The 19,533-nt window shown below is 70.5% G+C and carries 18 protein-coding genes; 11 read left to right on the top strand and 7 right to left on the bottom strand.

Annotated features, from left to right (window positions below; translation table 11 throughout):
• Positions 1-112: 112 nt before the first annotated feature.
• The 4 genes from ACWEOZ_RS16125 (at position 113) to ACWEOZ_RS16110 (ending at position 3,652) form a co-directional block, all read left to right on the top strand.
• Positions 113-1,168, top strand: a complete 1,056-nt coding sequence (locus ACWEOZ_RS16125) for a substrate-binding domain-containing protein (protein ID WP_451911452.1) — start codon at positions 113-115, stop codon at positions 1,166-1,168.
• Positions 1,169-1,170: 2 nt separating this feature from the next.
• Positions 1,171-2,205 (top strand): ABC transporter permease, encoded by a 1,035-nt coding sequence (locus ACWEOZ_RS16120; RefSeq protein WP_451911451.1) that lies wholly within the window; start codon positions 1,171-1,173, stop codon positions 2,203-2,205.
• The gene (locus ACWEOZ_RS16115) at positions 2,202-2,975 is read left to right on the top strand and encodes an ATP-binding cassette domain-containing protein (protein WP_451911450.1); all 774 of its coding nucleotides are present in this window, start codon (positions 2,202-2,204) and stop codon (positions 2,973-2,975) included. The genes ACWEOZ_RS16120 and ACWEOZ_RS16115 overlap by 4 nt, the downstream gene beginning before the upstream one ends.
• Before the next feature lie 116 nt (positions 2,976-3,091).
• A complete protein-coding gene (locus ACWEOZ_RS16110) occupies positions 3,092-3,652 on the top strand; it encodes a DM13 domain-containing protein (protein WP_451911449.1) in 561 nt (186 codons plus the stop codon).
• Between the two features lie 6 nt (positions 3,653-3,658).
• Here the strand turns inward: ACWEOZ_RS16110 and ACWEOZ_RS16105 are convergent, their stop codons facing one another.
• From ACWEOZ_RS16105 to ACWEOZ_RS16075, 7 genes are all read right to left on the bottom strand, one after another.
• Positions 3,659-4,294, bottom strand: coding sequence for a GNAT family N-acetyltransferase (locus tag ACWEOZ_RS16105; protein WP_451911448.1), 636 nt, complete (start codon positions 4,292-4,294; stop codon positions 3,659-3,661).
• 88 nt (positions 4,295-4,382) lie between these two features.
• Entirely contained in the window at positions 4,383-5,549 is a 1,167-nt protein-coding gene (gene rhaI / locus ACWEOZ_RS16100; protein ID WP_451911447.1) for an L-rhamnose isomerase, read from the bottom strand.
• A 5-nt stretch (positions 5,550-5,554) separates the two neighbouring features.
• A complete protein-coding gene (locus tag ACWEOZ_RS16095; protein ID WP_360815918.1) occupies positions 5,555-5,881 on the bottom strand; it encodes an L-rhamnose mutarotase in 327 nt (108 codons plus the stop codon).
• Positions 5,882-5,884: 3 nt separating this feature from the next.
• Positions 5,885-6,958, bottom strand: a complete 1,074-nt coding sequence (gene rhaS, locus ACWEOZ_RS16090; protein WP_451911446.1) for a rhamnose ABC transporter substrate-binding protein — start codon at positions 6,956-6,958, stop codon at positions 5,885-5,887.
• A gap of 25 nt (positions 6,959-6,983) precedes the next feature.
• Positions 6,984-7,973, bottom strand: coding sequence for an ABC transporter permease (locus ACWEOZ_RS16085; RefSeq protein WP_451911445.1), 990 nt, complete (start codon positions 7,971-7,973; stop codon positions 6,984-6,986).
• On the bottom strand, positions 7,966-8,976 hold the full coding sequence (locus ACWEOZ_RS16080; RefSeq protein ID WP_451911444.1) for an ABC transporter permease: 1,011 nt from the start codon (positions 8,974-8,976) through the stop codon (positions 7,966-7,968). The genes ACWEOZ_RS16085 and ACWEOZ_RS16080 overlap by 8 nt, the downstream gene beginning before the upstream one ends.
• An 85-nt stretch (positions 8,977-9,061) precedes the next feature.
• Positions 9,062-10,588, bottom strand: a complete 1,527-nt coding sequence (locus ACWEOZ_RS16075; protein WP_451911443.1) for a sugar ABC transporter ATP-binding protein — start codon at positions 10,586-10,588, stop codon at positions 9,062-9,064.
• A gap of 166 nt (positions 10,589-10,754) precedes the next feature.
• Here ACWEOZ_RS16075 and ACWEOZ_RS16070 point away from each other — a divergent pair, with 166 nt between their 5' ends.
• The 7 genes from ACWEOZ_RS16070 to ACWEOZ_RS16040 all read left to right on the top strand — a co-directional run bounded on the left by ACWEOZ_RS16070 (position 10,755) and on the right by ACWEOZ_RS16040 (position 19,478).
• On the top strand, positions 10,755-11,789 hold the full coding sequence (locus tag ACWEOZ_RS16070; RefSeq protein ID WP_451911442.1) for a LacI family DNA-binding transcriptional regulator: 1,035 nt from the start codon (positions 10,755-10,757) through the stop codon (positions 11,787-11,789).
• Between the two features lie 114 nt (positions 11,790-11,903).
• Entirely contained in the window at positions 11,904-13,934 is a 2,031-nt protein-coding gene (locus ACWEOZ_RS16065) for a bifunctional aldolase/short-chain dehydrogenase (protein ID WP_451911441.1), read from the top strand.
• Positions 13,931-15,340 carry a rhamnulokinase gene (locus ACWEOZ_RS16060; protein ID WP_451911440.1) on the top strand — a complete coding sequence of 470 codons (1,410 nt, stop codon included), beginning with the start codon at positions 13,931-13,933 and terminating at the stop codon, positions 15,338-15,340. The genes ACWEOZ_RS16065 and ACWEOZ_RS16060 overlap by 4 nt, the downstream gene beginning before the upstream one ends.
• 1 nt (position 15,341) lies before the next feature.
• Positions 15,342-16,076 carry a (Fe-S)-binding protein gene (locus ACWEOZ_RS16055; RefSeq protein ID WP_451911439.1) on the top strand — a complete coding sequence of 245 codons (735 nt, stop codon included), beginning with the start codon at positions 15,342-15,344 and terminating at the stop codon, positions 16,074-16,076.
• On the top strand, positions 16,073-17,491 hold the full coding sequence (locus tag ACWEOZ_RS16050; protein WP_451911438.1) for a lactate utilization protein B: 1,419 nt from the start codon (positions 16,073-16,075) through the stop codon (positions 17,489-17,491). Before ACWEOZ_RS16055 ends, ACWEOZ_RS16050 begins: the two co-directional genes overlap by 4 nt.
• A complete protein-coding gene (locus ACWEOZ_RS16045; protein ID WP_451911437.1) occupies positions 17,488-18,081 on the top strand; it encodes a LutC/YkgG family protein in 594 nt (197 codons plus the stop codon). The genes ACWEOZ_RS16050 and ACWEOZ_RS16045 overlap by 4 nt, the downstream gene beginning before the upstream one ends.
• Positions 18,078-19,478 (top strand): arabinose isomerase, encoded by a 1,401-nt coding sequence (locus tag ACWEOZ_RS16040; RefSeq protein WP_451911436.1) that lies wholly within the window; start codon positions 18,078-18,080, stop codon positions 19,476-19,478. The genes ACWEOZ_RS16045 and ACWEOZ_RS16040 overlap by 4 nt, the downstream gene beginning before the upstream one ends.
• Positions 19,479-19,533: the final 55 nt, after the last annotated feature.

Here is a 19,533-nt window from a genome sequence, read left to right as displayed (position 1 = left end):
TGATCACGCTACGCAACATTGTCGAAACTAATTGTTGACACCTGATGCGCCGAGTCGTCTACTGCAAGACAACGTTGTCTCTCGATTTCTGCTAAATCGATTTGGAGGGGACATGCGCCAATCAACGCTGATCAAGCGCGGGCGCCTCGGGCCTGCTCTGCTCGCCGTCGGCCTGGTGCTCGGCGCCGCGGCCTGCGGTGGCGACTCGGGCTCCGGGGACGGGGCAACCGTCGGACTCATCACCAAGACGGACACGAACCCCTTCTTCGTCAAGATGAAGGAGGGTGCGCAACAGGCGGCGGACAAGGCCGGCGTGAAGCTGCAGAGCTTCGCCGGCAAGCAGGACGGGGACAACGAGGCGCAGGTGCAGGCGATCGAGAGCTTGATCTCGGCCGGCGCCAAGGGCTTCCTGATCACCCCGAGCGACTCCAAGGCGATCGTCCCGGCGATCGACAAGGCGAAGCAGGCGGGCATGCTGGTCATCGCCCTGGACACCCCGACCGACCCGGCCAACGCCGTCGACGCGACCTTCGCCACCGACAACTACCAGGCCGGCAAGCTGATCGGGCAGTGGGCCAAGGCGAAGTTCGACAAGGAGAGCAAGCAGGCCAAGATCGCCATGCTCGACCTGAACGCCAACCAGGTCTCCGTGGACGTCAAGCGCGACCAGGGCTTCCTGGACGGCTTCGGCATCCCGGTGGGCGATGCCGACAAGATCGGTGACGAGTCCGACCCCCGCATCGTCGGGCACGACGTGACCGACGGCGCCGAGGACGGCGGCCGGACCGCGATGGAGAACCTGCTGCAGAAGGACCCGTCGATCAACCTGGTCTACACGATCAACGAGCCCGCCGCGGCCGGCGCGTACCAGGCGCTGAAGGCGGCCGGTAAGGACAAGACGGTCACCATCGTCTCGATCGACGGCGGCTGTCCCGGCGTCGACAACGTCAAGGCCGGAGTCATCGGGGCCACCTCGATGCAGTTCCCGCTCAAGATGGCCTCGCTCGGCATCGACGCGATCTCGGCCTTCGCCAAGGACGGCACCAAGCCGCAGGCCAGCGCGGGCAAGGACTTCGTGGACACCGGCGCGACCCTGATCACCGACCAGCCGCAGACCGGCATCGAGGCCAAGGACTCGGCCTGGGGCAAACAGAACTGCTGGGGCTGATCATGTCGACCACTGCCGTCAAGGAACCCTCGCCGCCGCAGGACTTCGACGTCCGGCGCAACGACTCCCTCGGGCTGCGGCTGCAGCATCTGCTGCACGGTAACCCGACCCTCGGCCCGCTGGCCGTCCTGATCGTGGCCATCCTCGCCTTCTCCGTCGCGAACCAGCGGTTCTTCTCCGCCCCCAACCTGTCGCTGGTGCTGGCCCAGGTCACCGTCATCGCGGTGCTGGCGCTGGGACAGACCCTGATCATCCTGACCGCCGGCATCGACCTGTCGGTCGGCGCCATCGCGGTCTTCTCCTCGATCCTGATGGCCAGCTTCGCCACCAAGCTCGGCATGCCGGGGATCCTGGCGCTGCTGCTCGGCCTGGTCGCGGGTACGGCGATGGGAGCCCTCAACGGCTTCCTGGTCACCCGGATCAAACTGCCACCGTTCATCGTCACCCTCGGCACGCTCAGCATCTTCTTCTCGCTGAACTCGGTCGTGTCCAAGAGCGAGACGATCCGCGGCTCCGACATGCCCGGCCTGATGACCTGGACCGGCACCACGATCCCGATCGGCGGCTTCCGGCTGACCTACGGCTCGATCATCATGCTGCTGCTGTTCGGGGCGTTCTTCTACGCGCTCAGCTCCACCGCCTGGGGCAAGCACGTCTACGCGACCGGCGACGACATCGAGTCGGCCCGGCTGGCCGGCATCCGGACCAGCCGCGTGCTGTTCTCCGTCTACACCGTGGCCGGCCTGCTGTACGCCGTCGGCGCGTGGATCCTGATCGGCCGCCTCGCCTCGGCCAGCCCCAACGTGGGCGTCGACTACAACCTCGACTCGATCACCGCTGTCGTGCTCGGCGGCACCAGCCTCTTCGGCGGTCGCGGTGGCGTGCTCGGCACTCTCATCGGCGCCCTGATCGTCGGCGTCTTCCGTAACGGCCTGCAACTGGCCGGCGTGGAAGTCGTCTGGCAGGGCTTCGCCATCGGCCTGCTCGTGCTGGTGGCCGTCTCCCTCGACCAGTGGATCAGGAAGGTGAAGACATGACCACGCCGGTGCTGGAGGCGCGCGGCCTGACCAAGCGGTACGGCCGGGTCACCGCGATCGAGAGCGGCGACCTGGAGCTCTACCCGGGCGAGATCCTGGCGGTCATCGGGGACAACGGCGCCGGCAAGTCGAGCCTGATCAAGGCGCTGTCCGGCGCGGTGGTCCCGGACAGCGGCGAGATCTACCTGGACGGGCAGCGGGTCAACTTCCGCAACCCGATGGACGCGCGGGCGGCCGGGATCGAGACGGTCTACCAGACCCTGGCGGTGGCCCCCGGGCTGGACATCGCCGACAACCTGTTCCTGGGCCGGGAGGAACGCAAGCCGGGGGTGCTGGGCTCGGTCTTCCGGATGCTCGACAAGGCGCACATGCGTACCGAGGCCAAGCGTCACATGAACGAGCTGGGCGTGGCGACGCTGCAGAACATCGGCCAGGCGGTGGAATCGCTGTCCGGCGGCCAGCGCCAGGCGGTGGCGGTGGCCCGTTCTGCCGCGTTCGGCAGCAAGGTCGTGATCCTGGACGAGCCCACCGCGGCGCTGGGCGTCAAGGAGGGCAACCGGGTGCTGCAACTGATCCGTGACGTCCGCGACCGGGGCCTGCCGGTGATCCTGATCAGCCACAACATGCCGCACGTGTTCGAGGTGGCCGACCGCATCCACATCCAGCGGCTGGGCCGCCGGGCCACCGTGATCACCCCGAAGAGCCATTCCATGTCCGAAGCGGTCGCCATCATGACCGGCGCCGCGGAGCCGCCGCCGCCGGTGGCCTGACCGGTCCTCCGCCCCCGCGCGTTCGGCGGGGGCGGAGTCCTGTCCGGCGGCCGTAAGGAAGCGGTAATGCCCGGAATGCTTCCGGTGGTCCCCGGCGGGCGTGTTGACTCAGCACTGTGCTGAAACGCTTGTTCGCGAAACCCGTGACCTGGGTGGCCGTCCTCGTGCTGGGGGCCGGCGCCGCCGTCGGTCTCTACTGGTTCCAGCCCTGGCGGCTGTTCACCGACAACACGGTCAACGAAACGCTGTCCACAGTGGTCGCTGCCCCGAGCAGCGCCGCCGCGCCGAGCAGCGCCGCCGCGCCGAGTGTCGCAGCTGAGCCCGCGGGACCGGTCGTGGTGCGCACGGGTTCGTTCATCACTCACGAGCACGCGACGGCCGGCACGGCCCGCCTGGTCCGCAACCCGGACGGCAGCCACCAGGTCGAGCTGGTCGGCCTGGACACCTCGGACGGCCCGGACCTGCGGGTCTGGCTCACCGACCAGGAGGTCCGCGAAGGCTCCGCGGGCTGGCGGGTCTTCGACGACGGCAAGTGGACGGAGCTCGGCCGCCTCAAGGGCAACCGCGGTGACCAGGTCTACCCGGTGCCGGGCAAGGTCGACCCCGAGGACTACCGCAGCATCAGCATCTGGTGCAAGCGCTTCGCCGTCTCGTTCGGAGCCGCCGCGCTGCAGTGACGGGTCTCAGGCGCTGCGGTCAGCAGCGCGGGTGGCCAGCCGGGCCTCGAGCCGGGCCCGGCAGGACGGCCACTCCGGCGCGATGATCGAAAACATCGCCGAGTCGCGCAGGCACCCGTCCTCACCCGGCGCCCAGGAGCGGGACCAGTTCCGCAGCACGCCCTCGAAGCGCGCGCCGACACTGGCGATCGCCGCCCGCGACCGGGCGTTGCGGGCATCGGTCTTCAGATCGACCCGGGCGACGCCCGCGGTCGTGAAGGCGTGGTCGAACAGCAGGAACTTCGCCTCGGTGTTGATGCCGGTGCCCTGGGCCGAAGCGGCCAGCCAGGTGAACCCCACCTCGACCGCGCACACCCGGATCCCGTCCGGCCACAGCCGCGGCTCCCAGTAGGCAGTGGCGCCGACGGCCCGCCCCGACGACAGGGCGACCTGCGCGTAGGGCGCCAGCCGTCCCGACGCGGCCCGGGCCAGCTGCTCCGCGATGTACCCGGTCATCTCGTCCGCCCGCGGCACCCAGGTGTAGCCGAAGGATCCGCGATCCTCCTCGGCGGCCACGGCCAGATCGGCCGCGTGCTGGAGGCCGAGCGGCTCCAGCCGCACCAGAGAGCCCGTCAGCACCGGAGCCGGCATCGGGAAGTCCATCGGGAGGTGCTCCTTCGGGCGCGGGGAAGCGTTCTCGCCCATCCTGGCGCTCGCCGCCTCCCCGGCACGACCGAATAATCCGCCCGGCTCAGGCGCCCCAGCCGGCCTGCTGACCGCCGACCCGCTCCTGCAGGATCTTCTCCTGGTAACCGCTGCGCCGGTAGGCCGCGACCGGGTTCGGATCCAGGCCCGCGTCCGCGCGGACCTCGGCCAGCAGCGGCCGGACGTCGGTGTTGTAGGCATCCATCAGCACCGCGTTGGCCTCCAGCACGTCGCCGTCGTTCTGGGCCCGGCCCAGCGCGTCCCGGTCGACCAGCAGCGCCTTGGCCGTCGCCTCCTGGATGTTCATCACCGAGCGGATGATCGCGGGGATCTTCGTCTCGATGTTGTGGCACTGGTCCAGCATGAAGTTGATGCCGTAGGCCGGGTCCAGCGCGCCGCCGCGGACGATCTCGTACATGATCCGGAACAGCTGGAACGGGTCCGCCGCCCCGGCCATCAGGTCGTCGTCGGCGTAGAAGCGGCTGTTGAAGTCGAAGGCGCCCAGCTTGTTCTGGCGCAGCAGGAACGCCACGATGAACTCGATGTTCGTGCCGGGGGCGTGGTGGCCGGTGTCGATGCACACCGTCGCCTTCTCACCCAGCTCGATGCAGTGCGCGTACGACGTGCCCCAGTCCGGGACGTCGGTGGCGTAGAAGGCCGGCTCGAACAGCTTGTACTCCAGCAGGATGCGCTGGTCGTCGCCGAGCCGGTCGTACGTCTCGCGCAGGGCCGCGGCCAGCCGGTCCTGGCGGTTGCGCAGGTCGTCCTGGCCGGGGTAGTTGATGCCGTCGGCGAACCACAGCTTCAGATCCCGCGAGCCGGTCGCGTCCATGATGGCGATCGCCTCGAGCAGGTGGTCGGTGGCCTTGCGGCGTACGCCGGCGTCCGGGTTGGTGACCGAGCCCAGCTTGTAGTCGTCGTCCTGGAAGACGTTGGTGTTGATGGCGCCGATCCCCACCCCGAGCGACTCGGCGTACGAACGCAGCTCGGCGTAGTCGTCCACCTTGTCCCACGGGATGTGCAGCGCGACCGTCGGCGCCACCCCGGTGAACTTGTGCACGGTGGCGGCGTCGGCGATCTTCTCCTGCGGGTTGCGGGGCACGCCGGCCTGGGCGAAGACCTTGAACCGGGTGCCGGAGTTGCCGAAGGCCCAGGACGGGGTCTCGATCCGCTGGGCGGCGAGGGCCCGCTTGACGGCGGCCAGATCAGCCATGTGGATCACTTCTCTTCTGCTAGGTGGAAGACCTCGGTCAGCAGCACGAAGCTCTCGTCCGGTGGGCGGCCGTCGATGCCGGTGAAGAACTCGGCCATCTCCGCCTGCCAGCGGGCGTTCACCTCGGTCCGCGCCATTGCCGCCTGGGCCGCCGCGAGGTCGTCGGTCTCGACGTAGCCGACCAGCAGCCCGTCGGAACGCAGGAACAGGGAGTAGTTGCGCCAGCCGGTGGCCCGCAATGCGTCCTGCATCTCGGGCCACACGGCCTGGTGCCGCTCCACGTACTCCGCCATCCGCTCGGGGCGGACCTGGAGGTTGAAGCAGTAGCGCATCGGTCAGAAGTTGAACTGGTCGATGTTCTCGGCGGTGAACTCGGTCGGCGGGCCGAGCACGATCTCGCCGGCCGCGCCGACGGTGTACTCGCCGAGCTTGCCGGCCTTGAACTTCTCGCCTTCCTTGCCGGTGATCTGGTTCGAGGCCAGTGCCGCACCCGCGTACGCGGCCAGGTAGCCGATGTCGGCCGGGTTCCACAGCGCGAACTTCTTCACGGTGCCGTCCTTGACGTACTCGCGCATCTGGTTCGGCAGGCCCAGCCCGGTGATCGCCACCTTGCCCTTGTAGTTCGAGGAGCTGACGTAGCGCGAGGCCGCGGCGATGCCCACGGTGGTCGGCGAGACGATGACCTTCAGGTTCGGGTACGACTGCAGCAGACCCTGCGCCTCCTGGAACGACTTCTGGTCGTCGTCGTTGCCGTACGCGGTCTTGACCAGCTTGAGCTTGGCGTTCTCGGGCTTGGCGAGCTCGGTCTTCATGACCTCGATCCAGGCGTTCTGGTTGGTCGCGTTCGGGGTCGCCGAGAGGATCGCGATCTCACCGGAGCCACCGGCCAGCTCACTGGCCATCTTGACCAGGCTCTCGCCGATGCCCTGGGTGGTGGCCTGGTTGATGAAGACGTCCCGGCAGTCCTTGGAGGCGTCCGAGTCGAAGGCCACGATCTTGATGCCGGCCTGGCGGGCCTGGTTGAGCGACGGGCAGACCGCGTTCGGGTCGTTGGCCGCGATGCCGATCACGTTCTGCTGCTGCTGGATCAGCGTGTTGATGTAGCTGACCTGCGAGGAGGCGCTGGCGTCGTTCGGGCCGACCAGCTTGTACTCGCCCTTGAGCTCGCCCGCGGCGACCTTGCCGCCACCCACCTCGACGTCGGTGTACGGGTTGTTGAGCTGCTTCGGCAGGAAGGCGATCTTGAGGCCTTCCTTGAGCTTCGCGTTCGGGTCGGCCGCGCCGGACTGCGCGGCGGCGGGGCCGGAGTTGTCGGCACTGTCCTTGGTGGTGCCACCGCAGGCAGCGATGCCGAGGACAAGAAGTGAGGCGGCGCCTGCGGAGAGTAGGCGTCGGTGGGAACGAAGCATGGCGTACTCCTTGGAGGGCGAGGGGTCAGACAGCAGCGGCGCGGCGAAGTTTCCGCCTTTGCCAGGTGGTGCGGATCGAGGTCGCGATGTTGGGCAGCAGCACGGAGAGCACGAGCAGGGCACCAGTGACGATGTTCAGCGCCTGGCCCGACACGTCCTGCAGGCGCAGGGCGTTCTGCAGAGCGGCGAGCAGGACCACGCCGGCCAGGACGCCGGGGAGGGTGCCCTTGCCGCCGAAGATGGAGACGCCGCCGAGCAGGACCGCGGCGACCACGGCCAGCTCGAGCCCGGCGCCGTTGTCAGCCCGGGCGCTGGAGTAGCGCAGCGTCCAGAGCACCCCGACCAGTCCGGCGACCGCGCCGCTGACCACATACAGCCAGAACTTGGTGCGGGCCACCCGGATGCCGGAGAAGTGGGCGGCCTGGGCGTTCGCGCCGATCGCGTACAGCGACCGGCCGAACGGGGTCGCGTGCAGGATCACCCCGAAGATCGCCGCCAGGACGACGATCAGGATGAGCACGTTGGGCACCGGCCCGTCGCCGATCGTGCCGGTCACCCAGCCGGTGTAGCTGAACGGGAAGTCCGCGACCGCGCCGTCACCCAGGACGACCAGCGCGAGCCCGCGGTACAGGGCGAGGGTGCCGATCGTGACCGCCAGCGACGGCAGGCCCAGCCCGGTGACCAGGAAGCCGTTCACCGCGCCGAGGAGCGCGCCGGCGATGACGCAGATCGGGATGATCGACTCGATGGACAGGCCCTGGTTCCACAGGTAGCCCATGATCGAGCTGGCCAGGCCGAGTGTGCTCGCCACCGACAGGTCGATCTCCCCGGTGACGATGATGAACGTCATCGGCAGCGCCACCAGCATGATCGGCAGCAGGTCCAGGATCAGGAAGGTGAAGTTGCGGCTGGTGCCGAAGTTGGTCACCGAGAACGACGCCACGATCAGCACGAAGACGGTCAGCAGCACGATGATGCTGTCCCAGGAGGCGAGTCTCCTTCTGAGCTCAGACATGGCTGTCCTTCTTCCGCAGCGAGCGGGCGATCCGCACCGCGACCAGGCGGTCGGCGCAGATGGCCAGGATGATCAGGGCGCCGACGATGGCCTGCTGCCAGAACTGGTTGATGTCCAGCACGGTCAGGGCGCTGCCGATCACGGTCAGCAGCAGGGCGCCGAGACCCGCGCCCCAGACCGTGCCGCTGCCGCCGAAGACCGCCACCCCGCCGACGACCACAGCCGCCACGACGTTGAGCTCCAGGCCGGTGCCGGCGGCCGCGTCGACCGTGCCGAACCGGGCGGCGAAGAGCACCCCGGCCAGTCCGGCGAGGGCGCCGCTCAGGATGAACGCGCCGAGCAGGTTGCGGGCCACCTTGATGCCGGCCAGCTCGGCGGCCTGCGGGCTGGAGCCCATCGCGTACAGCTCGCGGCCCACCCGGTAGTTGCGCATCAGCAGCGAGACGCCACCGACCACGACCAGCGCGATCAGCACCAGCCACGGGATGCCCAGGATCGCGTCGTTGGCGAAGGTCAGGAAGTGCCGCGGCAGCTCGTCGGCGTTGACCTGCTGGCCACCGGCCCACGAGTAGGTGATGCCGCGGAACATGTACAGCGTGCCCAGCGTGACCACCAGGGCGGGCACCCGGCCGTACCGGACCAGCACGCCGTTGAGCAGGCCGGCCGCGCCGCCGACGGCGAGGCCCACGAGGATCGCGACGACCATCGGCAGGCCGGGGTTGTCGCTCATCATGGTAGCGACGGTGAAGGCGCTGAGGCCGAGCACCGACCCGACCGAGAGGTCGATGTTGCGGGTGATGACCACGACGGCCTGCCCGGCGGCCATCACCGCGAGGATGGCCGTGTTGAGCAGGATGTCGCGGATGCTCTGCCCGGACAGGAACCGCGGGTTGCTCGCGGCGGTGTAGGCGACCAGCACCACCAGGGCCAGGATGATACCGAGCTCGCGGGTCTTGACCAGCCCGGAGAAGATCCGGCGGGGTGCCGCCACGGCCGCGGTCATGCCGTGCCCCCCTTTGGCATGCCCTTCTGGCCCTCGCGGTCGCGGCCGTTGCCGGCCGCCGGGAGGTGACGCTCGGTGCAGGCGGTCATGCCGTCACCTGCTGGCCCATTGCCGCGTACATGACGTTCTCCTCGGTGGCTTCGGCGCGGGTGAGCTGGGCCGCCACGTGCCCCTCGCGCAGGACGATGATCCGGTCGGCCATGCCCAGCACCTCGGGCAGCTCGGACGAGACCATGACGACGGCGAGCCCGCGGGCCGCCAGCGACGACATCAGCCGGTGCACCTCGGCCTTGGTGCCGACGTCGATGCCGCGGGTGGGCTCGTCGACGATCAGCAGCCTCGGGTCGGTGGCCAGCCATTTGGCCAGCACCACCTTCTGCTGGTTGCCGCCGGACAGCGTGCCCACCGGGTCGGACAGCCGGCCCAGCTTGGTCTGCAGCTGACTCGTCCAGCTCGTCGCCTCGCGGCGTTCGGCCGTGCCGAAGAGCAGACCGAGCCTGGCCAGCGCCCGGCTGCGCGGCAGGGTCACGTTGCGCTCGACCGACAGGTCCATGATCAGCCCCTGCTGGCGGCGGTCCTCGGGGACCAGGGCCATGCCGGCGGCCATGGCCGCGCGGGGCGAACCCGCCTTGAGCGGCTTGCCGAGGAAGCGGACCGACCCGGTGTCGTACCGGTCGACGCCGAACACCGCCTGCATGACCTCGGAACGGCCCGCACCGACCAGCCCGGCCAGCGCGACGATCTCGCCGGCCCGGACCGTGAAGCTGATGTCCCGGAAGACCCCTTCGCGGCCGAGTCCGTCCACTTCGAGCACGGTCTCGCCGATCTCGGTGTCCTGCTTGGGGAACAGCGTGCTCAGGTCGCGTCCGACCATCCGCCGGATCATGTCGTCGACGCTGAGGTCGGCGACCAGCTCGGTGCACACGTGCTTGCCGTCCCGCATGATCGTGACCCGCTGGCAGAGCGCGGTGATCTCCTCGAAGCGGTGCGAGATGAACATGATCGCGGCGCCCTCGTCGCGCAGCGCCCGGGTGACCGCGAAGAGCCGGTCGACCTCGACCCCGCTGAGCGCGGCGGTCGGCTCATCCATGATCAGGACTCGGGCCTCGCTGGAGAGCGCCTTGGCGATCTCGACGAGCTGCTGGTCGGCGATGGAGAGCCCGCGCGCCGGGCGGTCCGGGTCGATGTGCACGCCGAGGCGGGTGAAGAGCCGGGCCGCGTTGTCGTGCATCGCCCGGCGGTCGATCTGCCGCAAGCGGGTGAGCGGCTGGTTGCCCATCGCGATGTTCTCGGCCACGGACAGGTCGGGGAAGAGCGTCGGCTCCTGGTAGATCACCGCGATGCCGGCCGCCTTGGCGTCACCGGGCCCGGCGAACTCGACCTCCGTGCCGTTGACGGCCAGCGCGCCGGTGTCCGGCCGGTGCACGCCGGCGAGCATCTTGACGATGGTGGACTTGCCCGCGCCGTTCTCGCCGACCAGGGCGTGCGCCTCGCCCGCGTACAGGGGGAAGCTGACGCCCTGCACGGCCGCGACGGCGCCGAAGGACTTGGTCACCTCGCGCACTTCGAGCAATGCCGGGCCGGGCCGCGACTCGTCGGGCGTTGCCGCCACGGGCCACCTCCGCAGGGGATGTTTGAAATGTTTCATACGGCGTGTGACGAACGTAGGTGGCCCCGATCACACGTGTCAAGCACCTGGTGAAACCTTCTCGAAACGAGAAGCCGGGTGGTACGAGTTATCCCGTACGATGTCGCTTCAACGTTTCAAAGGGGGATCCGTGGTCAACGGCAGGACACCGTCCGTCAAGGACGTCGCCCGCTCGGCCGGGGTCTCCCTGGGCACGGTCTCGAACGTGATGAACCGCCCCGAGGTGGTCAGCCCCAGCACCCGGGAGCGGGTCGAGCGGGCGATGGCGGAGCTGGGCTTCGTGCGCAACGAGTCGGCCCGGCAGCTGCGGGCCGGCACCAGCCGCACCCTGGCGTACGTGATGCTGGACGGCAGCAACCCCTTCTTCCACGATGTCGCGCAGGGCATCGAGCTCGCCGCCGAGGACGCCGACCTCTCGCTGTTCATCTGCAACAGCAACGGCCGGGCCGAGCGCGAGGAGGTCCACCTCGACCGCCTCATGCAGCAGCGGGTGCAGGGCATCCTGATCACCCCGGTCAATCCGGACGCGCCGCACCTGGCCGAGATCAGCCGGCGCGGCATCCCGGTGGTCATCGTCGACCGGGTCGGTGCGGGTGGTCTCTTCTGCTCTGTCGCCGTCGATGACGTGCTGGGCGGCCGGATCGCGGTCGAGCATCTGGCCGAGCAGGGGCACACCCGGGTCGCGGTGGTCGGCGGGCCGGAGTCGATCGGCCAGGTCCGCGAGCGCGTCGAGGGGGCCCGGCAGATCTGGGCCGAGCTGGGCCTGCCGCCGGAGGACCTGACCTATCTGCCGACGGCCGGGCTGACCGTCGCCGAGGGCCGCTCGGCCGGTGAGCGGCTCGCCGGCATCCCGGCCCGACGCCGGCCGACCGCCGCGTTCTGCGCCAACGACCTGCTCGCGCTCGGCCTGTTGCAGCAGAGCATCGGCGCGGGCCTGCAGGTGCCGGAGGAGCTGGCCATCGTGGGCTTCGACGACATCGAGTTCGCCGCCGCGGCTGCGGTGCCGCTCACCTCGGTGCGCCAGCCGCGCCAGGAGCTGGGCCGGGCCGCGGCGCAGCTGGTGCTGGACGAGGCGACCAATCCCGAGCACGTGCACCAGCAGCCGTTGTTCGTCCCGGAGCTGGTCGCGCGGGCCTCCACCGTCGTCCGTTCCCGCGCTTACTGACAACGATTCATCAGGCGGCGGATCCGGCGCGAAGTATTGACCGCGGCTGCGCCCGGGCCGTAACCTGCTGGCAATCTGTGAAACGTTTCATGGCCCCGCCTGCGAAGGATGCTCATGTCGAACCCCGCAGTCAGCGACCTCCTGGCCCGCAGCAACCGCCTGGGCGCCGACCCGCGCAACACCAACTACGCCGGCGGCAACACCTCGGCCAAGGGGACGGAGATCGACCCCGTCACCGCGGCGCTGACCGAGCTGGTCTGGGTCAAGGGGTCGGGCGGCGACCTCGGCACGCTGCAGGAGTCCGGCCTCGCGGTGCTGCGGGTGGACCGGCTCCGGGCGCTGGCCGGCGTCTTCCCCGGCGTCGACCGCGAGGACGAGATGGTGGCCGCCTTCGACTACTGCCTGCACGGCCGCGGTGGCGCTGCCCCGTCGATCGACACGGCCATGCACGGCCTGGTGGACGCGCCGCACGTCGATCACCTGCACCCGGACGCCGGCATCGCGCTGGCGACCGCGGCCGACGGCCCGGCACTGACCAAGGAGATCTTCGGCGACCGGGTGCTGTGGGTGCCGTGGCGCCGGCCCGGTTTCCAGCTCGGCCTCGACATCGCCGCCGTGCAGCGGGCCAATCCGCAGGCCATCGGCGTCGTGCTCGGCGGGCACGGGATCACCGCGTGGGGCGCCACCAGCGCCGAGTGCGAGGCCAACTCGCTGGAGATCATCAACACCGCCGCGGCGTGGATCGCCGCGCACGGCCGCGAGGCGCCGTTCGGCCCGCTGGTCCACGAGCCCCTGCCCGATGCGGTACGCCGTGAGCGCGCGGCCGCCCTGTTCCCGATCGTGCGCGGTCTCGCCTCCACGGATCGTCCGCAGGTGGGCCACTACACCGACAGCGAGGTCGTGCTCGACTTCGTACGCCGCGAGCGGATGCCCGAGCTGGCCGCGCTGGGCACCTCCTGTCCGGACCACTTCCTGCGTACCAAGGTCAAGCCGCTGGTGCTCGACACGGCGCCGGACGCCCCGCTGGAGGAGGTCGAGGCCCGGCTCAAGGAGCTGCACGCCGCCTACCGCGAGGACTACCGCGGCTACTACGAGCGGCACGCCGGCCCGGACAGCCCGGCCATGCGCGGCGCGGACCCGGCGATCGTGCTGATCCCCGGCGTCGGCATGTTCAGCTTCGGTGCCAACAAGCAGACCGCGCGGGTGGCCGGCGAGTTCTACGTCAACGCGATCAACGTGATGCACGGTGCCGAGTCGGTCTCGACCTACGCGCCGATCGACGAGTCGGAGAAGTTCCGGATCGAGTACTGGGCCCTCGAGGAGGCCAAGCTCCGGCGGATGCCCCGGCCCAAGCCGCTGGCCACCCGGATCGCGTTCGTCACCGGTGGCGGCTCGGGCATCGGCAAGGCGATCGCGCTGCGGCTCGCCGCCGAGGGCGCCTGCGTGGTCGTGGCGGACCGGGACTTCGAGGCCGCGACCGCGGTGGCGGCCGAGATCGGCGGCCCGGACGTCGCGGTGGCGGTGGCCGCCGACGTGACCTCCGAGGCGCAGATCGGCACCGCGCTGCGGGACGCGGTGCTGGCCTTCGGCGGGGTGGACCTGGTGGTCAACAACGCCGGGCTGTCCATCTCCAAGCCGCTGCTGGAGACCACCGAGGCCGACTGGGACCTGCAGCACGACGTCATGGCCAAGGGCTCGTTCCTGGTCGCCAAGGCCGCCGCCGGCGTCATGATCGGGCAGGGGCTGGGCGGCGACATCGTCTACATCTCCAGCAAGAACTCGCTGTTCGCGGGCCCGAACAACGTCGCGTACGGCGCGGCCAAGGCCGACCAGGCCCACCAGGTCCGGCTGCTCGCGGCCGAGCTGGGCGGGCACGGCATCCGGGTCAACGGCATCAACCCCGACGGCGTGGTCCGCGGCTCCGGCATCTTCGCCGGTGGCTGGGGCGCCCAGCGGGCCGCCGTGTACGGCGTACCGGAATCCGAGCTCGGCGCCTACTACGCCCAGCGCACGCTGCTCAAGCGCGAGGTGCTCCCGGAGCACGTGGCCAACGCGGTGTTCGTGCTGACCGGCGGGGAGCTGTCGCACACGACCGGCCTGCACATCCCGGTCGACGCCGGGGTGGCGGCGGCCTTCCTGCGGTGAACACCTTCGCGGCGGTCGACCTGGGCGCGTCCAGCGGGCGCGTCATGGTCGGCCGGGTCGGTCCAGGGTCGCTGTCGCTGGACGCCGTCAACCGTTTCGCCAACGAGCCGGTGCGCGCCGGCGGGACGCTGTACTGGGACATCCTCGCGCTGTACCGCGGGGTCCTGGAGGGTCTGCGCCTCGCCGGGCCGGTCGACGGCATCGGCATCGACTCGTGGGCGGTGGACTACGGGCTGCTCGACGCGACCGGGACCCTGCTCGGCAACCCGGTGCACTACCGGGACACCCGCACCGAGGGCGCGGCCGCCAAGGTCGCCGCGGTCGTCGGCGAGGACAAGCTGTACGCGCTGACCGGCCTGCAGAAGCTGCCGTTCAACACGATCTACCAGCTGGTGGCCGCGGCCGGCACCCCGCAGCTGGACGCGGCCCGGCAGCTGCTCATGATCCCGGACCTGCTGGCCTACTGGCTGACCGGTGAAACGGGAGCGGAATTCACCAACGCTTCCACCACCCAGCTTCTCGATCTAGGCTCAGGGGGGTGGGCCGGAGAACTGATGTCCGCGCTCGGGATCCGGCCCACTCTCTTCCCGCCGCTGCGCGCGCCCGGCACGGTGATCGGACCGGTGCGGCCCGAGCTCGGCCTGGGCACTCCGGACGTCATCGCGGTCGGCTCGCACGACACCGCCTCGGCCGTGGTGGGCGTCCCGGCCGCCGGTGACAATTTCGCGTACATCTCCTGCGGGACGTGGTCGCTGGTCGGCGTCGAGCTGGACGCGCCGGTGCTGACCGAGGCGTCCCGGCTGGCCAACTTCACCAACGAGGGCGGCGTCGACGGCACTGTGCGCTATCTGCGCAACGTGATGGGGCTCTGGCCGTTGCAGGAGTGCCTGCGCGAGTGGGGTGCGCCGGACCTGCCGGTGCTGCTGCGCGAGGCGGCCGCCGTGCCCGCCTTCCGGGTTGTCGTCGACCTGGACGATCCCGTGTTCCTGCCGCCGGGGGACATGGTCGGCCGCCTGAGCCGGGCCGGTGGGCGCTCGCTGTCGGGGCCGGCGGAAACAGTGCGGTGCATCCTGGACAGCCTGGCGCTCGCCCACCGTCGTGCGGTGCGCCAGGCCCAGGAGCTGTCCGGGCGGCACGTCGACGCGGTGCACATCGTCGGCGGTGGCGCCCGCAACGAGCTGCTCTGCCAGCTCACGGCCGACGCCTGCGGGCTGCCCGTGCTGGCCGGCCCGGTCGAGGCGACCGCATTCGGCAACGTGCTCGTGCAGGCGCGGGCGGCCGGAACGATCAGCGGTGATCTCTCGGCACTACGGGCCCTGCTGCGGGAGACTCAGCAGATCGTGCGCTACGAACCGCGCGGCGACGCAGCCGCGTGGCAAGCGGTCGAGCGCCGGCTGGAGGCCTGACATGCGCATCGCCTTGTTCGTGACCTGCCTGGCCGACACCATGTTCCCGGCCGCGGCCAAGGCGACCGTGCAGTTGCTGGAGCGGCTGGGCCACGAGGTGGTCTTCCCCGCGGGGCAGACCTGCTGCGGCCAGATGCACATCAACACCGGCTACCAGAAGGACGCACTGCCGCTGGTCCGCCGGCACGTGCGCACGTTCGCGCCGTACGACGTGGTGGTGGCGCCCTCCGGATCGTGTGTCGGGTCGGTGCGGCACCAGCACGCCATGGTGGCCCGGGCGGCGGGCGACGAAGGGCTGGCCGCGCGGGCCGAGGACGTCGCCGGCCGGACGTACGAGCTGTCCGAGCTGCTGGTGGACGTGCTCGGGGTGGAGGACGTCGGGGCGTACTACCCACACCGGGTCACGTACCACCCGACCTGCCACTCGCTGCGGATGATCCGGGTCGGCGACAAGCCGCAGCGGCTGCTGCGCCACGTCCGCGGGCTGGAACTTATCGAGCTGCCCGCGGCCGACCAGTGCTGCGGGTTCGGCGGCACCTTCGCCCTGAAGAACGCCGACACGTCGACCGCGATGCTGGCCGACAAGATGCGCCACGTGCTCGACACCGGCGCGGAGGTCTGCACGGCCGGCGACTCGTCCTGCCTGATGCACATCGGCGGCGGCCTGTCCCGGCTCGACGCGGGCGTCCGGACCGTGCACCTCGCCGAGATCCTCGCCGCGACGGAGGCCCCATGACCACTTTCCTGGGTATGCCCACGCCCGCGCCGCGCGGAGTGGGAAACCTGCGTGGCGACGAGCCGTTCCCGGCCGCCGCCCGCAAGGCGCTGGGCAACGCGCAGCTGCGCCGCAACCTGGGCCACGCCACCACGACGATCCGGGCGAAGTCCGGCGCGGTCATCGGCGAGCTGCCCGACTGGCAGGAGCTGCGTACGGCCGGCTCGGCGCTCAAGACCGACACCATGGCGCGGCTGCCCGAGCTGCTGCTCCAGCTGGAGGAGAAGGTCACCGCGGCCGGCGGCGTCGTGCACTGGGCGGCCGACGCGAACGAGGCCAACCAGATCGTCACGGAGCTGGTACGGGCCACCGGCCACGACCGGGTCATCAAGGTCAAATCGATGGCCACCCAGGAGATCGGCCTCAACGAGGCGCTGGAGGCGGCCGGCATCGAGCCGGTGGAGACCGACCTGGCCGAGCTCATCGTCCAGCTCGGGCACGACAAGCCCAGCCACATCCTGGTGCCGGCGATCCACCGCAACCGCGCCGAGATCCGCGAGATCTTCCTGCGCGAGATGCCCGGGGTCGACCCGGCGCTGACCGACGAACCGGTGATCCTGGCCGGGGCCGCGCGGCGCTACCTGCGCGAGACCTTCCTCAGCACCAAGGTCGCGGTGTCCGGGGCCAACTTCGCCATCGCGGAGACCGGGACGCTGGCGGTGCTGGAGTCCGAGGGCAACGGCCGGATGTGCCTGACCCTGCCGGAAACCCTGATCACGGTCATGGGCATCGAGAAGCTCGTGCCGACGTGGCAGGACCTCGAGGTGTTCCTGCAACTGCTGCCGCGGGCGTCGACCGGGGAGCGGATGAACCCGTACACGTCGATGTGGACCGGGGTGACGCCCGGCGACGGGCCGCAGAACTTCCACCTGGTGCTGCTGGACAACGGGCGCAGCGCGGTGCTGGCCGACGAGGTGGGCCGCCAGGCGCTGCACTGCATCCGTTGCTCGGCGTGCCTCAACGTGTGCCCGGTGTACGAGCGGACCGGCGGGCACGCGTACGGGTCGGTCTATCCCGGGCCGATCGGGGCGGTGCTGTCGCCGCAGCTCACCGGGGTCGAGGACAACGCTTCACTGCCGTACGCGTCGTCGCTCTGCGGTGCCTGTTTCGACGCCTGCCCGGTGAAGATCGACATCCCCTCGATCCTGGTGCACCTGCGCAACGAGGTGCCCCATCCACGGGCCGAGAAGGCGGTGATGGCGTCGGCGGCGTACACGATGGACCACCCGAAGCTCTACGCGGCCGCGCAGCATGCCGCCAAGCTCAGCAAACTCGCCGGCCGGCGGTTGCCGCCGCCGTTCAACGGCTGGACCGCCAGCCGGGACCTGCCGGACCCGCCGCCGGAGACCTTCCGCGACTGGTGGGCCAAGCGATGAGCAGCCGCGAGCTGATGCTGGGCCGGATCCGGGCCGCGCTCGGCGACACCGCGCCGCCGGCCGCGATCCCACGCGACTACCGCCGCGGCGACCAGGTGGCCGATCTCGACCTGCTGGTGCACCGGCTCGAGGACTACAAGGCGGTCGTGCACTGCGGTGTCTCGATCGCCGGGACCGTGGCCGCCCTCGCCCCCGCGCCACTGATCGTGCCGCCCGGCATCGATCCCGCGTGGCTGCCGGACGGTGTCGAGGCGCTGCGCGACGACGGGCTGAGCGCCGACACGCTGGCGGTCGCCGGGGGAGTGCTGACCGCGGCCACGGTCGCCGTCGCGGAGACCGGGACCATCGTGCTCGACGGCTCGCCCGACCAGGGCCGCCGGATCATCTCCCTGCTGCCGGACCTGCACATCTGCGTGGTACGCGCGGACCAGGTGGTCGCGTCGGTGCCGGAGGCGCTGACCCGGCTCGACCCGCACCGCCCGCTGACCTGGATCAGCGGCCCGTCGGCGACCAGCGACATCGAACTCAACCGCGTCGAGGGCGTGCACGGCCCGCGCCGCCTGCACGTCATCCTTCTGGAGGCATCGTGACTCAACGGCAGACCAGGATCGGCCTGGTGGCGGGCGGGCTGGGGACGTACTGGCCGCAGTTCCCGGGGCTGTTGCCGCAGCTGCAGGAATCGGCCCGTTATGTCTCGCAGCGGTTCCAGGAGATGGAGACCGAGGTCGTCGACGTCGGGTTCATCTCGGACGCCCAGGAGGGGGCGGCGGCCGCGGAGAAGCTGCGCCGCGCTGACTGCGACCTGATCGTGCTGTTCCTGACGACGTACCTCACTGCCTCGATGGTCTTGCCGATCGCCCAGCGCGCCAACACCCCGGTGCTGGTGATCGACCTGCAGCCGACCGAGAAGATGGACCACGCGTCCTTCGACACCGGCGCCTGGCTGGCCTACTGCGGGCAGTGTCCGGTGCCGGAGATGGGCAACACGTTCCGCCGTGCCGGGATCCCGTTCCGGTCGGTCTCCGGCTGGCTGCGGCAGGAGTCGGCCTGGCGGCGGATCGGCCAGTGGATCCGGGCCGCGCACGTCCGGGCGGCGCTGCGGCACGCCCGGCACGGCCTGATGGGTCACCTCTACCCCGGCATGCTCGACGTCTCGACCGACCTGACGCTGCTGCCGGTGACCTTCGGCTCGCACGTCGAGGTGCTGGAGTTCGACGACCTGCGGCAGCGCGTCGAGAAGGTCACCGAGGCCGAGACCAGGCAGCGGATGGACCTGGCCCGGGAGATCTTCACCCTGGACGACACGGTCCGGGAGGAGGACTTCGCCTGGGGCGCGACCGTCTCCGTGGCGCTGGACCGCCTCGTCGACGACTTCGAGCTGGACAGCATCGCCTACTACCACCGCGGCCTCGACGGCGAGCAGCACGAACGGCTCGGTGCCGGCATGATCCTGGGCGCGTCGCTGCTCACCGCCCGCGGCATCCCGACGACCGGCGAGTACGAGCTGCGCACGACCGTGGCCCAGCTGGCCACCCAGGCGGTCGGGGCCGGCGGCTCCTTCTGCGAGCTGCAGGCGCTGAACTTCGAGGACAACGTGGTGGAGATGGGCCACGACGGCCCGGCGCACCTGGCGGTCAGCGCCAGCGACCCGCTGCTGCGCGGGCTGGGCGTCTACCACGGCAAGCGCGGCTGGGGCGTCAGCGTCGAGTTCGACGTACGGCCCGGCCCGGTCACGTTGCTGGGTCTGGGGCAGGACCGGGACGGGTCGCTGTCGTTCATCGCCGCCGAGGGGACCGTAGTGCCGGGTCCGCTGCTGGCGATCGGCAACACGACCAGCCGGGTCGACTTCGGCCGCGACCCGGGCGAATGGGTGGACGACTGGAGCGCGTCCGGGGTGGGCCACCACTGGTCACTGTCGCTGGACCACCGGGCCGCGGACTACAAGGCAGCGGCGAGCCTGCTGGGCATCGACTTCCGGCAAGTCTGAACGCTGGAAAGATCTTGCGCCGCCGCTCTAGGCGACTACACGCGTGTGTAATAAC

The sequence above is a fragment of the Actinoplanes sp. NPDC004185 genome (assembly GCF_053603475.1).
The sequence above is the reverse complement of the archived record's forward strand: the minus strand, read 5'-3'. Positions and strand labels throughout refer to the sequence as shown.